This window comes from Gluconobacter aidae, assembly GCF_009547075.1.
GTDB classification, from domain to species: Bacteria; Pseudomonadota; Alphaproteobacteria; order Acetobacterales; family Acetobacteraceae; genus Gluconobacter; species Gluconobacter aidae.
Window position 1 is genome coordinate 108,815 of the sequence record NZ_WIPH01000001.1, and the last position, 17,607, is coordinate 126,421.

Annotated in this window: 14 protein-coding genes; 10 read left to right on the forward strand and 4 right to left on the reverse strand. The window is 60.5% G+C overall.

Features of this window, described 5'->3' with window-relative positions; all coding sequences use genetic code 11:
- Nucleotides 1-56: 56 nt before the first annotated feature.
- Nucleotides 57-503, reverse strand: coding sequence for a DUF3574 domain-containing protein (locus tag GFJ39_RS00565; RefSeq protein ID WP_153429095.1), 447 nt, complete (start codon nucleotides 501-503; stop codon nucleotides 57-59).
- Nucleotides 500-1,342, reverse strand: coding sequence for an NUDIX hydrolase (locus GFJ39_RS00570; RefSeq protein ID WP_325062755.1), 843 nt, complete (start codon nucleotides 1,340-1,342; stop codon nucleotides 500-502). The genes GFJ39_RS00565 and GFJ39_RS00570 overlap by 4 nt, the downstream gene beginning before the upstream one ends.
- A gap of 122 nt (nucleotides 1,343-1,464) precedes the next feature.
- Here GFJ39_RS00570 and GFJ39_RS00575 point away from each other — a divergent pair, with 122 nt between their 5' ends.
- From GFJ39_RS00575 to fusA, 3 genes are all read left to right on the forward strand, one after another.
- Nucleotides 1,465-3,246 (forward strand): ABCB family ABC transporter ATP-binding protein/permease, encoded by a 1,782-nt coding sequence (locus GFJ39_RS00575; RefSeq protein WP_228391720.1) that lies wholly within the window; start codon nucleotides 1,465-1,467, stop codon nucleotides 3,244-3,246.
- Between the two features lie 71 nt (nucleotides 3,247-3,317).
- Complete coding sequence (gene rpmB / locus GFJ39_RS00580; RefSeq protein WP_146860249.1) at nucleotides 3,318-3,620, forward strand: 50S ribosomal protein L28; 303 nt, start codon at nucleotides 3,318-3,320, stop codon at nucleotides 3,618-3,620.
- A 169-nt stretch (nucleotides 3,621-3,789) separates the two neighbouring features.
- Nucleotides 3,790-5,892, forward strand: coding sequence for an elongation factor G (gene fusA / locus GFJ39_RS00585; protein ID WP_325062756.1), 2,103 nt, complete (start codon nucleotides 3,790-3,792; stop codon nucleotides 5,890-5,892).
- A gap of 168 nt (nucleotides 5,893-6,060) precedes the next feature.
- On the opposite strand, the gene GFJ39_RS00590 is transcribed toward fusA, so the two are convergent.
- Both GFJ39_RS00590 and GFJ39_RS00595 read right to left on the reverse strand, forming a co-directional pair.
- Nucleotides 6,061-7,644, reverse strand: a complete 1,584-nt coding sequence (locus GFJ39_RS00590; RefSeq protein WP_153429098.1) for a S10 family peptidase — start codon at nucleotides 7,642-7,644, stop codon at nucleotides 6,061-6,063.
- 89 nt (nucleotides 7,645-7,733) lie between these two features.
- On the reverse strand, nucleotides 7,734-10,511 hold the full coding sequence (locus tag GFJ39_RS00595) for a phosphoenolpyruvate carboxylase (protein ID WP_194285243.1): 2,778 nt from the start codon (nucleotides 10,509-10,511) through the stop codon (nucleotides 7,734-7,736).
- A 194-nt stretch (nucleotides 10,512-10,705) separates the two neighbouring features.
- Between GFJ39_RS00595 and GFJ39_RS00600 the strand changes: the two genes are divergently transcribed.
- From GFJ39_RS00600 to GFJ39_RS00630, 7 genes are all read left to right on the forward strand, one after another.
- Nucleotides 10,706-11,929 carry a DUF445 domain-containing protein gene (locus tag GFJ39_RS00600; protein WP_228391721.1) on the forward strand — a complete coding sequence of 408 codons (1,224 nt, stop codon included), beginning with the start codon at nucleotides 10,706-10,708 and terminating at the stop codon, nucleotides 11,927-11,929.
- Nucleotides 11,930-12,048: 119 nt separating this feature from the next.
- On the forward strand, nucleotides 12,049-12,531 hold the full coding sequence (locus GFJ39_RS00605; RefSeq protein ID WP_011251698.1) for an SUF system Fe-S cluster assembly regulator: 483 nt from the start codon (nucleotides 12,049-12,051) through the stop codon (nucleotides 12,529-12,531).
- Between the two features lie 12 nt (nucleotides 12,532-12,543).
- Nucleotides 12,544-14,025, forward strand: coding sequence for a Fe-S cluster assembly protein SufB (gene sufB, locus GFJ39_RS00610; RefSeq protein ID WP_153429101.1), 1,482 nt, complete (start codon nucleotides 12,544-12,546; stop codon nucleotides 14,023-14,025).
- Between the two features lies 1 nt (nucleotide 14,026).
- Nucleotides 14,027-14,797 carry a Fe-S cluster assembly ATPase SufC gene (sufC, locus tag GFJ39_RS00615; protein WP_153429102.1) on the forward strand — a complete coding sequence of 257 codons (771 nt, stop codon included), beginning with the start codon at nucleotides 14,027-14,029 and terminating at the stop codon, nucleotides 14,795-14,797.
- Between the two features lie 14 nt (nucleotides 14,798-14,811).
- Nucleotides 14,812-15,990 carry a Fe-S cluster assembly protein SufD gene (sufD, locus tag GFJ39_RS00620; RefSeq protein WP_325062757.1) on the forward strand — a complete coding sequence of 393 codons (1,179 nt, stop codon included), beginning with the start codon at nucleotides 14,812-14,814 and terminating at the stop codon, nucleotides 15,988-15,990.
- On the forward strand, nucleotides 15,987-17,228 hold the full coding sequence (locus GFJ39_RS00625; RefSeq protein WP_325062758.1) for a cysteine desulfurase: 1,242 nt from the start codon (nucleotides 15,987-15,989) through the stop codon (nucleotides 17,226-17,228). The genes sufD and GFJ39_RS00625 overlap by 4 nt, the downstream gene beginning before the upstream one ends.
- 8 nt (nucleotides 17,229-17,236) lie before the next feature.
- Nucleotides 17,237-17,593, forward strand: coding sequence for an SUF system Fe-S cluster assembly protein (locus tag GFJ39_RS00630; protein WP_228391722.1), 357 nt, complete (start codon nucleotides 17,237-17,239; stop codon nucleotides 17,591-17,593).
- The last annotated feature ends 14 nt before the right edge of the window (nucleotides 17,594-17,607 follow it).

The window sequence follows — 17,607 nt, forward strand, 5'->3', positions numbered from 1 at the left end:
AAGTCCGGATGAAGAAAGATGCAGGAACCTGAGTAACACTGTTCCGCATCATGGAACTATTCCACGGGCACGTTTTCGAATGAAGAGCAGCCGGACTGGATGGCCAGTCCGACGGCCTGCTGACTGAAACGTTTCTGATACGCCTGACGAATGGCTTTCAGATAAGGCTGCAGGTTGCGATCCGAAGACGGGGCCACGATCCAGACGATTCGCGATGCTTCGCGGGTGATCCGGTGGCCTGCTGCATCATACCACTGTCCCTGCGCGTCAATCACGGTGAAACCTGCGGGAAAGCGTGGCGTGATTTCGCTGTCCACGAAATTCTGCCAGTCATCGCCATCGATGATGCTGCCATCGGGGCGGCTCAGGCCAAACATCAGTCTGATCTGCAGACCGTCGCGGGTCTGGATTTCGCGGCACAGATTGGGTGTGACGCTGACGGGCACGATGCATCCGCCGAGCAGCGGGGCTGTCAGGGGCAGCAGAAGCAGCGTTTTCTTCATGCAGTCCGACCCGTCAGGGCGTTTCGGAGGATCGCGGCTTCAGCAGGGGCGAACAGGCCGCGGCGAATGAACAGGTCGATCAGGACAAGATTGACGTTGAACTTGAACGCATCGGTGTCCCGGACCAGCGCGACGACTTCCTGAATTGGCAGAAGGTGAAAGCTCTCCACCTCGCCATCCTCCGCTATGGGCGTGAAATCCTGCGGAAGGAGCAGGTCGTAGCAGTGCAGCACGTCGCGTCGCAGCCCTTCGGGGCGTTCAAGTGCGTATTCGATCCGGCTGACGGCGCGGGCGGTTGCCGCCAGTTCCGCCGGGATGCCCGCTTCTTCCTGCGCTTCCTTGATGACCGTTGTCTGTGGATCGAGACCTGCGCTCATGCCGCCTGCGACCAGATGGTCCAGCTTTCCCGGATCCAGACGCTTGCTCATGCTGCGACGGGCTACCCAAAGGCAAAGTCCGTCCTCACGTTCGACCAGTCCGTTCAGATGCACGCCTTCGGCTGCCAGCCCCAGCACCGGTATGGCGCCGCGATCCACCTGTCCCAGAACGACGCCGCTGTCATTACGGACATCGAAGGCTTCCTCATGGGACGCGTAGAGCCCCATGTCGCACAGGGTCCGGGAGAGCGGCAGAAGCTCCGTGCCGACGTTTACTCCGAAACCCTGGTCCTTCTGAAGGCCAAGTGATTGAAGCGTCTGTGCGGTTGGGGGGCTGACCCAGCCGATCTGTTCTGCTCCGCAGAAAAACGGAAGGCGGCCACCTGGCAGGACTGCACCGTTGCAGGCTGCAATATGCCGGAGAAAGGGTTCGAGAGCAGGGGGGAAGGATTTGTCAGACACAGACCGATATGTCGCATGCAGACAGGCATTTGCAAAGCATCGCCTGCACTTCCCATAGTCTGCCGATGCTCAAGAAAACCGATTCGACATCTGAAGCGCTCTCCCTGCGGATGCTGTGGCCCATGATCCGGCCCGAAAAACTCTGGCCCGACGCGACACGTATCGGTTTTGCACTCATCATTCTTCTGGTGGAAAGTGGCACGGCCGTCGCCACGCCCTGGCTCTTCAGCCGCATGGTCAGCAGTCTGTCGCGTCCCGGGAGCCTGCTGGCTGTTCCGGTCTGGCTGATCGCCCAGTATGCGGTCATCCGGATCATTTCGGGACTGGCGACCCCGCTGCGGGAGCTTCTGGTCAAGCCTGTCGAAACGGATCTTCAGCGCCGTGTGGCTGTCCTTGGTCTGCGCCACCTGCATGATCTGAGCGTGCGTTTCCATCTGGACCGTCAGACAGGGTCCCTGACGCGCACGCTTGATCGAGGGGCGGATGCGGTCGGGACGCTGCTGTCCCTGGCGCTGTTCAACGTGTTGCCTAACGTTATCGAACTCATCATGACGCTGGCCGTCATTCTGAAGATCTTCGACTGGCGTTACGTCGGGCTGCTTCTGCTGGCGCTCGGGCTGTATTCTTCTGTCTCTTATGTCTTTACCCGTCTGAGAATGACGGCGAGACGGGCCCGCAACCGTGCGAGTAACGAGGCCCAGCACCAGTTGGTGGACAGCATCCTGAATTTCGAGACGGTCCGCAGCTTCGCCAATGAACCGCATGAAATCGCCCGTTACGATGCGGCCCGGAAGGATCTCCGGCGGGCTGAAATCAGTCTTCAGCGTTATGTCAGTCTCTCCCAGATCAGCCGCAGTATCCTGATTGCGGTCACGACGACGACCCTGCTGGCCATGGCGGCTCATGATATCGTGGCGCACCGGCTGGCGGTTGCGCAGTTCGTGTTGATCGGCAGTTATCTGAGCGGGCTGTATTCGTCCGTGGGTGCTCTGAATTATGTCAGTGCAGGCTGGCGCAATGCGCGCGTTGATCTGGAGAACTATCTCGAACTGCTTGCCGTCCGCTCCGAGATCACCCATGCCATCCAGCCGGTCCGTCTGCCGGGAAAACTGTCGGAAGCGGGGCCGGCGTCCGTCGCGTTCCGGCATGTTTCCTTTGGCTACAGCCCTGCGAGGCAGATCCTGCATGATGTTTCCATCAATATTCCCGCAGGTACGTCTCTGGCCATTGTGGGGCATACCGGATCAGGCAAATCCACCCTGGGGCGTCTGCTGACCCGGGCTTATGATCCGACTGAAGGTTCGGTCTGCATTGACGGTCATGACCTGCGCGATATTGCTCCGACCGACATCCAGAACATCATCGGTACGGTTCCGCAGGATACGGTGCTCTTCAATTCCAGCATCGGCGAAAATATTGCCTATGGAGATCTGTCAGCGTCTCGTGACGAGATCGAGAAGGCGGCCCGGAGCGCGCAGATCGATACCTTCATCCGTGAACTTCCCGATGGGTATGACACTGTTGTCGGTGAGCGTGGGCTCAAGCTTTCGGGCGGGGAGAAGCAGCGCGTGGCCATTGCGCGCGTCATCCTCAAGGACCCCCGCATCCTTCTGCTGGACGAAGCCACGAGCGCGCTCGATACCCGCACCGAAGTCGCCATCCAGAAGGAACTGGCCGTCCTGTCGCAGGCGCGCACGACGGTCATTGTCGCGCATCGTCTATCCACCGTTCAGGACGCCGATCTTATCGTGGTGCTTGACGCGGGGCGCGTGGTGGAGCAGGGAAGCCATACGGAACTGCTGTCCGCGGGTGGTCATTATGCCGCAATGTGGGCCGCACAGGCAGGTGAAAACATCGCTGGGCAGCTCTCGGGGGTTGACGAAGCCCCCAAGCATACGTCATAAGCCGCGCCTTATTTACGGAACACGCCGGACCTCGCTGTCCTGCGTCATCCAGCATCGAGGAAAGTACCACCATGTCTCGCCGTTGCCAGATCACGGGCAAGGGCGTGCTGACGGGCAACAACGTCAGCCACGCCAATAACAAGTCCCGCCGTCGTTTTCTCCCGAACCTGCAGGAGACCACGCTGATCTCCGATATTCTCGGTGCTTCGGTGCGCATGCGCCTGTCCACCAAGGGTATCCGCACGGTCGAGCACAACGGTGGGCTGGATTCGTTCCTGCTGGGTACGCCGAACCGCAAGCTTCCGACGGAAGCCCAGGTCATCAAGCGCCGTATCCTGCGCGTTCAGGAACGCAAGGCTGCCCAGACCGCCTGAGAAATCTTTGCCGGACTTTGTTTGGTAACAAGATTGCTCTTGAAAACCATGGCGGTCTGCGTCATTCAGCCGCCACTGGGATAAATCAGGTTCGGTCCTTTCACAGGGCCGCAGCGGAGGTGTTTCGGTCCAGGCTGAAACACCTTTCATTGTATTTTGGAGGTTCTCCGTGTCCGAAAGCGTTCAGGAAGCCAAGTCGGCTCTCTCGAAGATTCGCAACATCGGTATTACCGCGCATATCGATGCCGGTAAGACCACGACGACCGAGCGTATCCTGTATTACACGGGTGTCTCTCACAAGATCGGTGAGGTCCACGAAGGCAACACCACCACCGACTACATGGCGCAGGAGCGTGAGCGTGGCATCACGATCACCTCGGCAGCCGTGACGTGTGAGTGGAACGACCACCGCATCAACATCATCGATACCCCGGGCCACATCGACTTCAACATCGAAGTCAACCGTTCGCTTCGCGTGCTCGATGGCGCGATCTTCGTGATCGAAGGCGTGGCCGGCGTGCAGCCGCAGTCCGAAACGAACTGGCGCCTCGCGGACCGTTACAACGTTCCGCGCATCATCTTCATCAATAAGCTCGACCGTACCGGTGCGGACTTCTACTATGCCTTCAGCACGCTGAAGGAGAAGCTCGACATCGTGGCCGTGCCGCTGCAGCTCCCGATCGGCGCCGAAGAAAACTTCATCGGTGTGGTCGACCTGGTCGAGATGCGCGCCATCGTGTGGGAAGGCGGCGAACTCGGCGCCAAGTTCCACTACGAAGAGATCCCTGACGATCTGAAGGAAAAGGCTGCCGAAGCCCGCCAGACGCTGCTCGACACGGCGCTCGCCATGGACGACGCTGCCATGGAAGAGTACTTCGAGAAGGGTGACGTGGACGTCGCAACCCTGAAAAAGTGCATCAAGAAGGGTGCGATCTCCGGCGAATTCCGTCCCGTCATGTGCGGTACGGCCTTCAAGAACAAGGGCGTGCAGCCTCTGCTCGACGCCGTCATCGACTATCTGCCGGCGCCTGACGAAGTCGAAGGCATCCGCATCGCTCCGCCGGAAGGCGAAGAGGTCGACGAGGACTTCCTGCCGATCGTTCCGGTTGATCCGGACGGCAAGTTCGCTGGCCTGGCGTTCAAGATCATCTCCGACAAGTACGGCACGCTGACCTTCGTTCGCGTCTATCGTGGTGTCCTGAACTCCGGTGACACCATCCTGAATACGACGAAGGGTCACAAGGAACGCGTCGGCCGCATGTTCCAGATGCACGCCGACAAGCGTCAGGAAGTGAAGTCCGTCGGTGCCGGTGACATCGCCGCATTCGTGGGCCTCAAGGACACCGTCACGGGTGACACGCTTGCGGATGCCGCCGATCCGGTGGTTCTGGAGCGCATGCAGTTCCCGGTCCCGGTCATCGACATCTCCGTCGAGCCGAAGACCAAGGACGCTGTCGAGAAGATGACGCTGGCCCTGCAGAAGCTGACGGCCGAAGATCCGTCCCTGCACCTCAAGACCGATCAGGAAACGGGTCAGACCATCCTGTCCGGCATGGGCGAGCTTCACCTGGACATCATCGTTGACCGTCTGCGTCGTGAATACGGCGTCGATGCCAATATCGGTGCACCGCAGGTGGCCTATCGTGAGACGATCACGAAGCCGCATGTCGAGACCTACACCCACAAGAAGCAGTCTGGTGGTTCGGGTCAGTTCGCCGAGGTCAAGATCGAGTTCGCTCCTTCCGAGAAGCCGGACGAGATCGTCTTCGAAAACAAGGTCGTCGGCGGTACGGTTCCGAAGGAATACATTCCGGCTGTCGAAAAGGGCATCCGCATGCAGAGCACCACGGGTGTTCTCGCCGGCTTCCCGACCGTGGACTTCAAGTTCACGCTGCTCGACGGTAAGTACCATGACGTTGACTCGTCGGCTCTGGCCTTCGAAATCGCCGCCAAGGCCTGCTTCCGTGAAGGCATGAAGAACGCCGGTCCGGTGATCCTCGAGCCGATCATGGACGTGGAAATCACCACGCCGAACGATCACGTCGGTGACGTCGTGGGCGATCTCAACCGTCGTCGCGGCATCATCCAGAACCAGGAAACCGCTGGTTCGACCGTCATGATCCGTGCACAGGTGCCGCTGAAGGAAATGTTCGGCTACATCTCGCACCTGCGTTCTGCCACGAAGGGTCGTGCATCCTTCACCATGCAGTTCCATCACTACGATCCGGTGCCGCGCAACGTGGCCGACGAAATCATTGCGAAGTCTGCCTGATTCCCTCAGCCTTGCTGAAACATCGAACCCCGCCAGAGCAGTCTGGCGGGGTTTTTTGTGCCTGATTTTTGTTGAGCGAGGCGGGTTTTTCGGGACCTGCGCTTAAGCCGCGCATCAAACAGCGGCGGAAATTTTTCTCTCCGCCGCTGTTTCTGGCCCCTTCAGGGATCAGTGTAGATTGTCTGTCCGGCGGATGAAGGCCGCGACGTTGTCGTGCAGTTTCTGGAGCATTGTCGGATCCACATAGACCATATGGCCCGAGGGATACTGGGCATACTCGATGTTCTTTTGCAGGTTTGCCGGGATCGGCAGGTGCTTCATCTCGTAGACGCCTTCAAAATACGGTGTCGCAAGATCGTAATAACCGGCATTGAGCATGACATGCAGGTTCGGATTGGTCTTCATCGCCATGGCCAGATCCGTCATGACGTTCGGTTCGCCCTTGGGCTGGTAGCCGTGACCGGGCTGATGGTGGTGATTGTCCCACTGGCCCTGACTGTTATAGAGGCGATAATCCTCGTCCGTGCCGTATTTGAGCGTGTTGCGGACGTAGTCGTTGAAGACCGTGACATAGGCCGAGCTGATGGCGCTGGACTGCGGATCGTAATCCACTTCCTGACTCATCGGATCAATCGTCGGGCTCGAATAGCGGGTATCCAGACGACCTGTCGCCATGCCGGTCTTCGCCTGTAGTTCATGCTCGAATTCACCGCCATTGACGCGCAGATCCGCCCGCAGAATGTAATCGACCGGCAGGCCCGTGTAGTCATGCAGCTTTGCCGCAATCGCCTGACGCTGGTCTTCCGGCAGATCCGCACCCTGACGCAGGGCCAGCGTGTAGTCGGTCATTGCGAAATGCTCGACCTCATGCAGGAAAGCCTTCAGGTCCGGATGTTCGGCCGGCAGGCAGTGATGATACCAGGCCGTCGCGGCGTAGGTGGGCAGCGCCAGCACATACGGATCATCCATGCCGGCATTGAACTGCGGACTGTCATCGCTGTTGTCGTAGTTCAGGATCTGCGACAGCAGGATCACGCCGTTGAAGTCGAGGTTTTCGTCCTGCTCTAGGTCATTGATGACCACGGCCGAGCGCATCGTGCCATAGCTTTCGCCGAACAGGTATTTGGGCGAGTTATAGCGGTGATATTTGGCCAGGAACTTCGAGATGAAATGGGTGAAGGCTTCACCGTCACCATCGACGCCAAGGAACTTCTTGTCAGCATCCTTGCCGGCAATCCGCGAGAAACCCGTGCCCGGTGCGTCGATGAAGACGACGTCCGAGACGTCCAGCAGGGACTGCGGATTGTTGATGAGCGCATACGGAGCGGCCGGCAGATGGGTGTCACCCGGCGTGTTCACGCGGCGCGGGCCGAAGGTACCCATGTGAACCCAGACGGAGGCCGAGCCCGGACCGCCGTTATAGAGGAAGGTGATCGGGCGCTTTTCGGCGGGGACACCTTCCTTGAAATAGGCGGTGTAGAACATGGAGGCGACGGGCGCGTTCTTGCTGTCGTCATCCTTGCCGCCATCGAGCTTGGTGCCACGTTTGGCCAGGATATCGCCGGAATCGTTGTAGTCGGCGCCATGGACCAGAATGGTGCCAGCAACTGCCCGGTAGGGGATGGTCGCGCCATTGACCGTTACGGTTCCGTTCGTCACGCTGTCAGCATTGGGCGCCGGTGTGGCAGGGCCAGCCGCCAGAGCAGGCACAGCCATCATGGCTGTACCCAGAAGAAGGGCCTTGCAAAGCATGCAGAGGAACTTTCCGTTGGAGATTATGACGCGAGTTTTCTAACCGCAGGCGGCCGCACTGGACAAGAGTTGCGGTCGCGGATCATTCCTCAGCCGAAAGCCCGGTTGGCATGCATGATCGCCACGCCGATCTCACGCAGCAGTGCAAAGCAGCGTGACAGAGGTGCGAAGATTTCCTCATGCTCGCGCGCGAAACCAGCGGCTTCAGCGGCGTCCCCCGGTTCTCCGAAGTCGAGATTGGCAACGCTGGGAGCCGTAACGGGGAACAGATCTTCCAGCAGATGCAGCGCGCGCGGTACATCGAGACAGAGGATCAGATTCGTGATCGCTTCGCGGGTCAGGCTGTTACGCGGCCCGAAATAGGGGATGCGCGTTGAAAGCGCCCACAGCCGGTCGATGAGAGCGAAACGGATGGCATGAAGCAGCTTTTCGCGGGCCTCCATGCGGGGCGCATCCGGCCAGGCTGCACGCAGGGCGATGTGATCCGCCTGGATGCGCCGGAACATGGCGGGACCACTGGCCCAGAAGCGCAGCAGTTCCAGGCCGTGCGAAATGCACAGCAGGCTCTGACGTTCTTCATCGCTCCGGGCTTTCGCTGCACGGTCCAGCCAGGTTCCGGGATCGAGCTGGTGGATCGTCGTCCGCAGTACGTCCAGATCCGAGTGGGCCAGGGCCTGACGGGCGAAATCCATGGCTTCGCGGAAACGCGAAGATTCGGTGGCGAACTGCTCGAATGTTTCGGGATGACGCTGCGCCGCGTTGCCAAGGCCATGCAGCACATTCGCCCACCAGCCCAACTGCTGGAGAATGGCGTTGTTGGGAATGGCGCGAAGCTGTCCCGGATGCGTGATGCGCGTGACCGTCGCCGCGTCCGACTGACGCGCGGAGGGACGGGAGCCCGTCTTGTCGATCAGGGCCGGACCGAATGCGCTCAGCAGTGCTGCATAGCCCGGATCATCGACCAGAGCGCCCATGTCGAGCGCGATGGTGGAAAAGAAATCCGATGCGAAGTCAGGCCGCGTATAAACCGGATCTTTCGTGTCCAGCGGGATATCGGCCACATGTTCCGCCAGCGTTGCGATGGTGGAGGCCGCAATTGCCTGCGTGCCGAACAGCGTGTAGCCGTCCCCGCCCTGGAATGCGGTTTCGACCCGGCAGCCGATCCCGGCCTCGCGCATGGCAAGGCGCGTGCGGGCGGGGGAGAAATAGTCCAGACGCTGGCGCAGGCTGAACGGATGCGCACCCCGGCCAATGCTTTCGCCATGCGTGTCGAACAGCGTCAGGGACACGTCTTCAAGGCCGTGCTCTGCCAGCAGGGAAAGGGTCCGCATGCGCAGACGCTCGACCAGATTGGTGGCTGCAAGCTGTCCGACGTAACGACCCGAGTCGGAATATCCGAACTGAAGCGACAGGCGGCCGTTCGCCCGCAGGTAATCGCGCCAGTGGTTGGAGCGGAAAGCCTCTTCCAGAATGGTCTCGCCGTTCTCAAGCGCGCTTTCCGTCTCGAACAGCGGCGAGATCTCGATCTGGTGGTCCTTGATCCCGAACAGGCGCGCCAGCCAGAGCGTTGCAAGCAGCGTATAGCCGCTTTCGGTCTCGGCAATGAGGAAACGGATGGGCGAGCCGGAATCGATGTGCTTGAGAATCTGCGCCATCGTCATCATCAGCCGCGCGGCTGATGCGGGCTCGACCAGCAGGGACCCGAAATCCACGGCACGGGGTTTCAGGTCCGAAAGGGCCTCGTCGATCCTGGCCAGCAGAACGCGCCGACGCGAGGGCAGGGCGGGATCATCGGTCAGGCCAAGCCGGGTGCGGGCCACATTGTAGATCTGTGCGGCATTCAGCCTTGTATGGATCCGTGCGATCCCCAGACCGTGGTTCAGGAAGCCGGCACGGATGGTCCGCAGGTGTAGTCTTGCTTCATCATCCAGCCCGACCGCCGCGTCCTGGAACAGCGGCAGAAGCTCGGTGGCGTCGAGCAGTGCCTTGTCCCGGCAGGCAATCAGTGTCTGGGCAAAATCCCTGATGATTTCCGGAGCCGCGTCTTTGCCGGTCGGGCAGGCGGCGTGCTGTGTCTTGACCGCCTCGATCGCCCGGCGCGCGCGCATGGCCAGCGCACTGTCCTGTAAACCCAGGCGCTCCAGTCCTTCCGTGAGGCGATGAAGCTGGGACGATTTCAGCTCAAGGCGGATCCGCAGCGTGTCCCACCAGCCGATGTCGTTGCGTCCATCGGTATCGAACCCGACCCAGCTTGCAAGGATGACGGGCGAGGGATCGACCTGACCGGCTTCGCCGGACCAGCGCTGGGACATTTCCTGCAGCAGTGCTTCTGTCAGATCGTCGAGAGCATCGCGTCCCCGCAGGATGGCGGCCAGAGCCAGCGCCTGTTCCTGCGCCAGTGTCGGGGGGGCCGGGCGGCGATGCGTCTTCAGGCAGGGCACCGGCAGTTCCGGATTTTCCGCACGCTGCGTCAGGATTTCATAGACGCCGTCCGCCAGTGCGAAGGTCGGATGGGCGGTAAAGACGGCGGCGATCTGTGGTACCGTCAGGGACACGGCATCCGGGGCCTGATCGACAAGGCGCTTCGCCACGGCTTCGAGACGGCCCTGTGGGGCGGCGGTATCAAGCCCGACATAGGATCGCAGATGTGCGGCCCGTTCCACGAAATGCTCGTCACGCAGGGCGCGGACGACATTCTCGATTTCGTCCAGCTGCGTCCTGCTGTCGCTCCGGTCGTCGTCCGACAGGCCCTGTCCAATGGATGCAATCAGGTCTGCGAGGCCATCGCGCTCATGGAGAAGCCGGGACGTCATTACGTCAATACGGTCATGGAGGGACGGATCGAGCCGGGAGGCGCAGTCAGACATCGGGAGCAGTCTCGCTTCTGCGGAAAAAATGGGACGAAGACGGGGCGCAATACTTTTCATGCCCTGTCATCAAGCGCAACCTTGCTCTGGACGCGACAGCACGGCAGGATGATGCTATCGGTGCGCTCATGCACGCGGATACGACCCCACCCGTTTCCCGGAAATCCAGCCCCACAGGTTTCTCGCCCAGGTTCATGGCCGGCGGCCTGCTCGTCGGCATGGGTGTTCTCGCCGCGGGAACGACACTTGCGGCCGCCCGTCATATCGGGGACGGCAGTCTTGCCTTCAGTCTGCTGCGTGCAGGCTCGCGGGCAGGCGTTGTTGGTGGTCTTGCCGACTGGTTCGCGGTTACGGCCCTGTTCCGTCATCCGCTGGGGCTGCCCATTCCCCATACGGCCATTCTGCCGCGGCAGAAAGAACGTCTCGGCCAGGCGCTGGGACGCTTCATTTCCGGCCAGTTCTTCACTGAGGACGATGTCCGCCGCGCCCTGTCGAAAATCGACCTCTCCGGCCTGATTGCCGACATGCTGAGCGACCCGGCGAACCGCCAGACGCTCGTGACCAGCATGCGTTCCGCCATTCCGCTGATGTTCGACCGGATGGAAGACGGGCGCGCCAAGGCCGCTATTTCGCGCGCGCTTCCGGTTCTGCTGAATGGTGAGGAAATGGCTCCCCTCGTTTCGCGGGGCATGCGGGCCATGGTGGACAGCGAGATGCATCAGGAAGTGTTGTCTTTCCTGCTGGAGCGCATCAAGACGACCGTGACCTCCCGTGAGTCCGATCTGCGTCATTTCGTGGAAGAACGCGTGCGGGAGCAGGGGGGACGTTTTCTGGGCTGGGCTATTGGAGGGTCTGTCGCCAGTCGTGTCCTCATGGCGCTTCATGCCGAGTTTGAGCGGATCGATCCGATGGATTCGGAACTGCGGCACGGGTTCACCACCTGGGTCCGGGGTGAAATCGATCGCATTGAAAACGATCCTGCCCGGCGCAAGGACATGGCGGATACCATCACATCCGTTCTGACGCATACCAGCCTCAAGGGATGGAGTTCGGAACTGTGGGAACGTCTGCGCCGCATGGTCGAGGAAGACAGCGGACGCGAGGACGGCTGGAGCGCCACCGTCGTCGACGCGGCCATTGTCCAGCTCGCCAGTGCCCTGCGTTCCAACGAGGCCCTGCGCCTGAAGGTCAATCAGGCCGTTGAGAGTACGGTCCAGCGGATCCTGCCCGGCCTGCGTGAGAAGCTTTCAGGATTCATCGCGGCTGTCATGGCGGGCTGGGACGGAAATGATCTGGCAGCCAGACTGGAGTCGCGGGTTGGTCGTGATCTGGCCTATATCCGCATCAATGGCACCGTCGTTGGTTTTCTTGCCGGAGCAGCGCTCGACGGCGTTTCCCGACTGTTTTTTGGTGTGTGACATTCCATGTCCGGACATAGGCGGCTACAGAAGCCTTGACCTTTGCCCGAGTTTGGGCCATTTGGAACAAATCAGGACTTAGCAAGTCTTGAATTAGAACAAGATGTGAGTGTGCAAGCATGCTAAGGCTGTCAAAATTGGCCGATTACGCCACTGTCCTTCTGGTCCATCTCGGTCGTCATGAAGGACTGGCAACGGCAGCAGCCCTTGCAGTGGAAACCGGCGTTCCCGAACCGACCGTCGCCAAGCTTCTCAAGGGCCTGGCATCCAGTGGTCTGGTCCTGTCCCATCGTGGCGCCCGGGGCGGATACCGTCTTTCCAGCGAACTTGAAACCGTGACGGTCGCAACCGTTATTGCGGCTGTGGATGGTCCGATCGCCATCACGGCCTGCTGTGACGGACGCGAGTGCGAGCACAGTTCGCTGTGCGGCCTGTCCGGACAGTGGGATGTCGTAAATGACGCCATCCTCAAAACGCTCAACAGCATCACACTGGCAGATATGGGCCGTCACGCGGAGCGCCTGCCACGGCGCAGCCCCGCGTCTGCACCTGTCGCCCCCGCCGGAGCGGAGACTTCTTCCGTGACCGACGCGGTCAGTTAAGGACAACACACCATGCCAGCCGTGACGGAAACCCGCGAGACAGTCGAAAAGCTCGCGAAATCCAGCTACGAATGGGGTTTCGAAACCGATATCGAGATGGATATCGCGCCCAAGGGCCTCAACGAGGAGACGGTGCGCCTGATCTCCGAGCGCAAGGGTGAGCCGCAGTGGATGCTGGACTGGCGCCTGAAGGCTTTTCGCGCGTGGCTGGAAATGGAAGAGCCGACCTGGGCCCATATCCACCATCCGCCGATCGACTACCAGGACGCGCATTATTTCGCGCAGCCCAAGAAGAAACCCGGCCCCAGGAGCCTCGACGAAGTCGATCCCGAGCTGCTCAAAACTTACGCCAAGCTGGGTATTCCCCTGCATGAGCAGGCTTTGCTTGCAGGTGTCGAAGGCGCAGAAGAGCGTCTTCCCGTTGCCGTGGATGCTGTCTTTGACAGCGTCTCCGTCGCGACGACCTTCCGCAAGACGCTTGCCGAAGCCGGGGTGATCTTCTGCCCGATCTCCGATGCTATCCGTGAGCATCCCGAACTGGTCCAGAAATATCTGGGCACGGTGGTTCCGGTGGCGGATAACTTCTTTGCGGCCCTGAACTCCGCCGTCTTCACGGATGGCTCTTTCGTCTACATTCCAGAGGGTGTGCGCTGCCCGATGGAACTGTCCACCTATTTCCGCATCAATGCGCGCAATACGGGGCAGTTCGAGCGTACGCTTATCATCGCGGAAGATCGCGCCACCGTCTCCTATCTGGAAGGCTGCACGGCGCCACAGCGTGACGAAAACCAGCTTCATGCGGCCGTGGTCGAGCTTGTCGCGATGGAAGACGCCTCGATCAAATATTCCACCGTCCAGAACTGGTATCCGGGCGATGATGAAGGCCGTGGCGGCATCTACAATTTCGTCACCAAGCGTGGCATCTGCCGTGGTGCGCGCTCCAAGATTTCCTGGACGCAGGTTGAGACCGGTTCTGCCATTACGTGGAAATATCCGTCCTGTGTGCTCGCCGGTGAGGGATCGGTTGGCGAGTTCTACTCGGTTGCGGTGACCAATAATCACCAGCAGGCCGATACCGGCACGAAGATGATCCATCTGGCGCCGAATACGCGCTCGACGATCATTGCCAAGACCATTTCCGCCGGCCACTCCGACAGTACCTATCGCGGTCTGGTCCGCATGCAGCCGAAAGCGCGCAACGCACGCAACTTCACGCAGTGCGACAGTCTCCTGATCGGCGATCAGTGCGGCGCGCATACGGTGCCCTATATCGAAAGCCGCAATATGACGGCGCGCGTGGAGCATGAAGCGACCACGTCCAAAATCTCCGAAGACCAGCTCTTCTACTGCCGTTCGCGCGGCCTGTCGGAAGAAGATGCAGTCGGTCTGATCGTCAATGGTTTCTGCCGCGAGGTGCTCAAGGAGCTGCCGATGGAATTCGCGGTCGAGGCGCAGAAGCTTCTGCAGATCAGCCTCGAAGGAAGTGTGGGTTAATATGAGCGATTTTCTGAAAATTCAGGGTCTTCAGGCCCGCATCGACGCCGACGGCACGCCCAAGGACATTCTCAAGGGGCTCGATCTCGAAGTCCCCAAAGGCGAAGTCCACGCCATCATGGGGCCGAACGGCTCGGGTAAATCCACGCTGTCCTACGTGCTCGCCGGTCGTGACGACTACGAAGTGACGGGCGGTTCCGTCACGTTCAAGGGGCAGGACCTGCTGGCGCTTGAACCTGAAGAGCGTACCGCGCTTGGCCTGTTCCTGGCGTTTCAGTCGCCGGTCGAACTGCCGGGTGTGAACAACGCGAATTTCCTGCGTACGGCCGTGAACGCCGTTCGCCGGGCGCGTGGTGAAGCCGAGCTGGATGCCGTGGCTTTCCTCAAGGCTGTCCGTGCCGAGACCAAACACCTGTCCATGTCCGATGACATGCTCAAGCGTGCGGTCAATGTCGGTTTCTCGGGTGGTGAGAAGAAGCGCAACGAAGTGCTCCAGATGCGCCTGCTCCAGCCGTCTTTTGCTATCCTTGACGAGACCGATAGCGGTCTGGACATCGACGCTCTGCGCATCGTGGCCGAAGGCGTGAACTCCCTGCGTAGCCCGGATTTCTCGGCTCTGGTCATCACGCATCATCAGCGTCTGCTCGACTATATCGTGCCGGATCGTGTGCATGTCATGGCGCATGGCCGTATCATCCATAGCGGCGGTCCCGATATCGCCAAGACGCTTGAGAAGCAGGGTTATACCCAGTTCCTCGAGGCGGCAGCGTGAGCGGAGCGCCAACCGTGACGCAGAACGCTGCTCCGGCTCTGGAGGCGTTCGTTGCGCGTGCCGCCGGGCAGGGTGCGGCTCTGGCCGAAACGGGACTGCCGACGCGTCGCGTCGAAGCCTGGCGTTATACGCCGCTGCGTTCGATCGCAGATACGGCGTGGCAGAAGGCTGTGCCCCTGACGACCGAAACCGCCACTGCGCTGCTGGACCGCCTGGTTCTGCCTGAAACGGGCGCGCGCGTGGTCTATGGCAATGGCCAGCTTCTGAACGCCTTGTCGGCTCTTCCGGAAGCCGTTCGGCAGGCTTCGGAAAATGTCTCTCCGCTTAAGGGAGTGTTTTCCGCGACGCTGAACACGGCGCTCGGTGAAAGAGGTCTCGACATTCGTGTTCCCGCTGGAACGGATGCCGGTCTTCTGACGCTCGTCAGCCTGTCCGATGGGCAGGATGTTTCGACGCATCTTCAGCACCGCATCGTACTGGAAGACGGCGCGTCTCTGACACTGTATGATGTCAGCGCAGGTGAGGGGCGTTATATCGCCAATCCGCGTTTCGATATCGTCGTAGGCAAGGGAGCGACCCTGCGTCACGTCAAGGTGCAGCGCGAAAGCCTGACCGGTACGCATCTCGCTATTGTCTCGGCCGATGTGGCGGAGAAGGGCGAATATGACAGCTTCACCCTGAACCAGGGCAGCAGCCTTGCGCGTCACGAAGCTGTCGTGACACTGGGCGCGCCTCACGCCATGGCGCATGTGAATGGTGTGCAGATCGTTGACGGTCAGCGTCTGAACGACCTGACGTCCATGATCCATCATGCCGCCCCTGACGGCAGCTCGCGCCAGACCGTCAAGACGGTTCTGTCCGACGCCGGGCAGGGTGTTTTCCAGGGCAAGATCCTTGTGGATCGCGTGGCCCAGAAAACCGACGGCTATCAGATGAACCAGGCGCTGCTGCTGTCCGAGCGGGCGCAGATCAACAGCAAGCCCGAGCTGGAAATCTACGCCGATGACGTCAAGTGCAGCCACGGCGCCACTGTCGGCGCGCTTGATGACGAGCAGCTCTTCTATCTGCGTTCCCGTGGTATTGCGGAAGCGGATGCGCGGGACATGCTTGTGCGTGCCTTCCTGATCGATGCGCTGGATCTGGTTTTCGATGAAGGTCTGCGTGATCTGCTGTTGCGGAGCATGATGTCATGACCCTCGCTGACCGCCGTATCGGGATGGATATGTCGGAAATCCGCTCCCATTTCCCGATCCTGAACGAAACCGTTCATGGTCGGCCTCTGGTCTTTCTCGACAGCGCGGCTTCGTCCCAGAAACCGGATGTCGTGATCGAGGCCATGCGGGACGCGGCGTATCACCAGTATGCCAATATCCATCGTGGTCTGCACTGGATGAGCGAGCGCACGACGGAAGCCTATGAGCGCGCCCGTCATGATGTGGCCCGTCTTCTGAATGCGCCCGATCATCGGGAAATCGTCTTCACCCGTAACAGCACCGAGGCTATCAACTTGGTGGCCCATAGTTTTGGCAGCATGCTGAAGCCGGGGCAGGCGGTCCTGATTTCCGAGCTTGAGCATCACGCCAATATCGTGCCCTGGCTCATGCTGCGGGACCGTGCCGGCATCGAGTTGCGTGTCGCCCCCATCAATGACGCCGGCGATATCGATCTGGACGCTTACGAAGCGCTTCTTTCGGATGGCAGGGTGGCGCTTGTTGCCGTCACGCACATGTCCAATGTGCTTGGAACCATCACGCCGGCCAGGACATTGACGGAAATCGCCCACGCTTACGGCGCGCGCATTCTGCTGGACGGCTCGCAGTCGGTGGTTCACCGCAAGATCGATGTGCAGGCCCTCGGAGCGGATTTCTTCACCTTCACCGGTCACAAGCTCTATGGCCCTACGGGGATCGGGGCGCTCTGGGGAAAGATGGAGCTGCTGGACATCATGCCGCCTTTCATGGGGGGCGGGGACATGATCAAGAACGTGTCTTTCGAGCGTGCTACCTGGGCGCATGTTCCGCACAAGTTCGAGGCCGGTACGCCCGCCATTCTGGAGACGATCGGCCTTGGGGCGGCTGTCCGCTTTGTGGAAGAGATCGGCTATGACGTCATTTCACGCCATGAAGCCGAGCTGACCGCTTATGCACTGGAAAAGATGCGCGGGATCAACAGTCTGCGCATTCTGGGCGAACCGGAAGAGCGCGGGGGCGTGATCTCCTTCGTCATGGACGGTGCGCACCCGCATGATCTGGCAACACTGCTGGATCAGCTTGGAATCGCCATCCGTGCCGGGCAGCATTGTGCCGAACCTCTGGTGCGTCGTCTTGGCGTTCATGCCACCGCGCGTGCCAGTTTTGGTATCTACACCACTACTGAAGAGATCGATGCGCTGATCCAAGGCCTTGAACGGGCCCGGATGATGCTCACATGAGTGAAGCCATGACCGATATCACAACCAGTGAAGACACAGCCACCGTTCCTGTGACGGGAACAGCGCCCGATCAGGAAGCGGTGATCGCGGCGATCGCGACGGTGTATGACCCGGAGATTCCGGTCAATATCTATGAACTCGGCCTGATCTACGCGATCGATCTGCATGATGACGGCCGTGTGCATATCGAGATGACGCTGACGGCGCCCAACTGTCCCAGTGCGCAGGAACTGCCGGAGATGGTGCGTGATGCTGTCTCCCATGTTCCGGGTGTCACCCAGGCCACGGTGGAAATCGTCTGGGATCCGCCCTGGGATATGAGCCGCATGAGCGACGATGCCCGTCTTGCCCTCAACATGTTCTGATCCGGAAAAAACTT